At 35.9% G+C, this 3,990-nt stretch carries 4 protein-coding genes; 1 reads left to right on the forward strand and 3 read right to left on the reverse strand.

Going from position 1 to position 3,990, the window contains the following annotated elements; genetic code table 11:
• Positions 1 to 483, forward strand: a 483-nt coding sequence (locus tag VIL26_05445) for a YcxB family protein (protein ID HEY8390377.1), incomplete at its 5' end; no start/stop codon positions are given.
• Positions 484 to 538: 55 nt separating this feature from the next.
• On the opposite strand, the gene VIL26_05450 is transcribed toward VIL26_05445, so the two are convergent.
• The 3 genes from VIL26_05450 to gatA form a co-directional block, all read right to left on the reverse strand.
• Positions 539 to 1,240 (reverse strand): GNAT family N-acetyltransferase, encoded by a 702-nt coding sequence (locus VIL26_05450; GenBank protein ID HEY8390378.1) that lies wholly within the window; start codon positions 1,238 to 1,240, stop codon positions 539 to 541.
• A gap of 48 nt (positions 1,241 to 1,288) precedes the next feature.
• Positions 1,289 to 2,713: an Asp-tRNA(Asn)/Glu-tRNA(Gln) amidotransferase subunit GatB gene (gene gatB, locus VIL26_05455; GenBank protein HEY8390379.1), complete on the reverse strand. Its 1,425-nt coding sequence runs from the start codon at positions 2,711 to 2,713 to the stop codon at positions 1,289 to 1,291.
• Positions 2,710 to 3,990, reverse strand: a 1,281-nt coding sequence (gene gatA / locus VIL26_05460; GenBank protein ID HEY8390380.1) for an Asp-tRNA(Asn)/Glu-tRNA(Gln) amidotransferase subunit GatA, incomplete at its 5' end; no start/stop codon positions are given. The genes gatA and gatB, both read right to left, overlap by 4 nt.

A 3,990-nucleotide genomic window follows, 5' to 3' on the forward strand; every position in this document is an offset into this window, starting at 1 on the left:
CAAAGTGATCTTAATCCATCAGTAGTAAAAAAAACGCAAAAAAATATTATAAAAAAATCATTAATAACTATAGCTATTAGTTCAGTAATTATTCTATTTTGTGGAACTTTAATGTTCGTAATGCAAGAAAATTTACTTGGCGCAGTGTTTATTGCTTTGGGTTCATTATTTTTAATAGTAATTATAATTTTGTCCAAAAAATCAGTGTTTTCTCAAAAAGAGTATAAGGTGTTTTTTGATTTTGATGAGGACTTAATAAAGATTACATCATTTGAAAATAATGAGATAGCTTCGGTTTCCAAAGTTTTTTATAAAGACTTAGAGAAGATTGAAGAAAGAGAAGATTATATTTTGATTTATATCAATAAAATTAATTATTTTATTTTGGAAAAATCAAAAATGGTCGAAGGCAATTTTTCTGAACTTCGTACTTTTCTTTATGGAAAACTTAATACCAAATATAAACTTATGTGTAAAGTTTAAAATTAATTTATGAATAAGCTGAATAAAAAATATCAGATTAGAAAAAAAGATATAATCAAAAAACCCAGCTTATAATCTGATCAGCAAACTCCATTCCTAGCTTTTTTTGAAGATTACATGAAGCTATATTAGATGTAAATATATGGGCATAGGGAATATGCCCGTTTTTTAATCTTTCACTTATCAAAAAGGCTTCCAAAGCATATCCAACACCTTTTTTTCTATACTCTGGCATAACTTCCAGCATCCCCATAGAGCCTTCGTCATGAACTCCTATAAAACCCATAATATCATTACCTGAAAAAGCTCCGAACATAGAATTGCTCTTAATGCGGTCAGTTATGTATCTAATGCTAGAACGGTTAGAATAGTTATCAAACACAAAATTAACATAATCTAATGTCAACGGCTTTATTTCAAAATCATATTGATTTTGCGGCGGAAAAGGTTTGGTATAAACCACCTGATAGCATTCTTTTTTGTGTTTAAATTTGAACTTTTCTTTAATTAACGGATAATAAAAATCCTGATGGATTACAGAACATCTATTTCGTTTGCACAAAGCAAGTATAGATTCAATATCCGCATCTTTTTCTAAGCTAATACAATAAACACGTCCCTCAAGATTATATATCACAACACCGTCGTTATTGGCATATACAATCTTTGCTTGATTATTATTAATACAGTCTATCATATCAGCATGAAGAAGCTGATTTTTATTCAAATATTCTAATGCTACTTGTTTTTTGTCCATACCATTATTCCAAAAATCGCCGAAAATTTTTCGGCGATTTTATATGCTTTATAATAGCTTTTCTAATAATTCATTAACAGTCTTAGGGTTGGCTTTTCCTTTAGTCGCTTTCATCGCTTGTCCGACAAAGAACGCTATTGCCTTTTTGTTTCCGTTTCTTAAGTCATTAGCTGCTGTAGGATTGTTTTTGATAATCTCGACTAAGATTTTTTCAAGCTCCCCTTCGTCGCTTATTTGTCCAAGGTTGAGCTGTTCTATCAATGCTTGGGGGTCGGCGTTGCCGTCCTTTTCCCACATATATTCAAACATCGTTTTGGCTGCGTTTTGATTTATAACATTATCAGCATATAATTTTAACATTTTTGCAAACTTGTCAGCCTTGAGAGGCAAAACAATGTCTTCGCTGTTTTGATCCTTAAGTTTACGCATAACTTCTGTCATAATCCAGTTAGATATCATCTTAGGATTGTCATAGACAGAAACGCAAGCATCAAAGAAATCAGCTATTGTTCTCTCACTGGTCAAAATTTCGGCGTCGTATTGAGGAAGCTTCAATTCTTCAACATATTTTTTTGCTCTTTCTTTAGGCAACAAAGGCAAGCTCTTTTTTACATTTTCCACAAATTCACGGCTGACCTTGACAGGCACCAAATCAGGCTCAGGAAAATATCTGTAATCTTGAGCATCTTCCTTGGTACGCATTGTATAAGAACGGCCTTCTTCATCATCCCATCTGCGTGTTTCTTGAACAACTTTTCCGCCAGATTCCAAAATCTCGGTCTGACGTTTTATTTCATAAGTTATTGCTCTATGAACAGCCTTGAATGAGGCCAGGTTTTTCATTTCTGTTCTTGTTCCCAACGGCTCGCCGCTTTTGTGCAAAGAAACATTGACATCGCAGCGCAATGAACCTTGTTCCATTTTGACATCAGAAACACCTATATACTTCAATAATGCTCTCAATCCTTCTAAGAAGTTTAATGCTTCGTCTGCTGACGACAAGTCAGGCTCAGTAACTATTTCTATCAAAGGCACACCGCTGCGGTTGTAATCAACAAGCGTTCCACCATATGGAGAATGTACAAGCTTACCGGCGTCTTCTTCTAGGTGTATATGGTTGATTCTTACCTTTTTTGAACCATTAGGAGTATTGATTTCTAAATATCCGCCCAAGCATATAGGCTCATACAACTCGCTTATTTGATATGCCTTAGGCAAATCGGGATAATAGTAATTTTTTCTATCCCAACGAGGTGTATCATTTATATTGCAATTCAAGGCAAGCCCTGTTCTTATGGTATATTCAACTGCCTTTTTATTCAAAACAGGCAGTGAACCAGGCATACCCGTACATACAGGACAACAATTAACATTAGGTTCTACCGAAAATTCGTTTTTGCACGAACAAAATATCTTAGAATTGGTTTTTAATTCACTATGAACTTCAAGTCCTATTACTGCCAAATAACTCATTTTGCTAACCTCTCAAACTTTTGTGCAGCATCAAACATCAATTGATCTCCAAAATGCGGTGCTATTATCTGCAAACCTATGGGCAAACCTTTGGAGCTTAATCCTGCGGGAATGCTGATCGCACAGTTTCCTGCGATATTGACAGGAACCGTGAATATATCGGACAAATACATTGAAACAACATCTCCCTGCTTTTCTCCAAACTTAAATGCAGGAGTAGGTGAAGTGGGCGTGATTATAAGGTCGCATTTTTCAAATGCCTTAACAAATGTATTCTTTATTAATGTCTGAACCTTTTGGGCTTTTTTATAGTATGCATCAAAAAATCCGCTGGAAAGAACATAGTTTCCAAGCATTATTCTTCTTTGCACTTCATCTCCAAACCCTTCTGATCTGCTCTTATAATAAATGCTTATCAAATCTTCAGCATTTTCACTTCTATAGCCGTATTTTATACCGTCAAATCTTGCAAGGTTGGAAGTTGCTTCCGCGCTGGATAAAATATAATAAACAGGAATTGCGTATTCCAAAGCTTTCATGGACATTTCGATAATTTCTGCGCCTTCGGCTTCTAACTTTTTGAGCTGAAGATCCATCACATTCTTTACATCCTTATCAGAAATAAGGTCAAAGAACTCCTTAGGAATAGCAATCTTTTTGCCCTTGAATGAAAAATCATGATTTAATTTCAGCTCAGAATATTGACCGCAATAAGATGTGCTGTCATGTTCATCTTGGCCGCTAATAACCTTGCACATCAATAAAGCATCTTCTGAAGTTTTGGTGATCGGACCTATCTGGTCAAGGCTGCTTGCAAAAGCAATAAGACCGTATCTGGAAACAGTGCCATAAGTGGGCTTTACGCCTACTACGCCGCACAAAGACGCGGGCTGTCTTATTGAACCGCCGGTATCCGAACCAAGAGCAGCATAAGCCAAATTAGCTGCAACGCTTGCCGCACTGCCGCCGCTTGAACCGCCAGGTACATATTCGTTATTATATGGATTGAGAACTTTGCCTGTGTATGAGGTTTCGTTGCTTGAACCCATTGCAAACTCATCCATATTGGCTTTGCCTATAATAATCGCGTCTTCATCTAACAGCTTGTTGACTACTGTTGCGTTATATTCGGGAACAAAATTCTCAAGTATTTTTGAAGAACAAGTTGTGGGCATTCCTTCGGTACAGATATTATCCTTAACTATTACAGGAACACCTGCTAACAAGCCCAGCTTTTCGCCTTTTGCTCGTTTTTCATCTATTTCACGCGCTCTTTT

The sequence above is a fragment of the Clostridia bacterium genome, from assembly GCA_036562685.1.
Lineage (GTDB): Bacteria > Bacillota > Clostridia > Christensenellales > DUVY01 > DUVY01.

Bases quoted from the DNA above. Each gene is read 5' to 3' on its own strand.
- gatB (HEY8390379.1), bottom strand. From the start codon at position 2,713: ATGAGTTATTTGGCAGTAATAGGACTTGAAGTTCATAGTGAATTAAAA.
- VIL26_05450 (HEY8390378.1), bottom strand. From the start codon at position 1,240: ATGGACAAAAAACAAGTAGCATTAGAATATTTGAATAAAAATCAGCTT.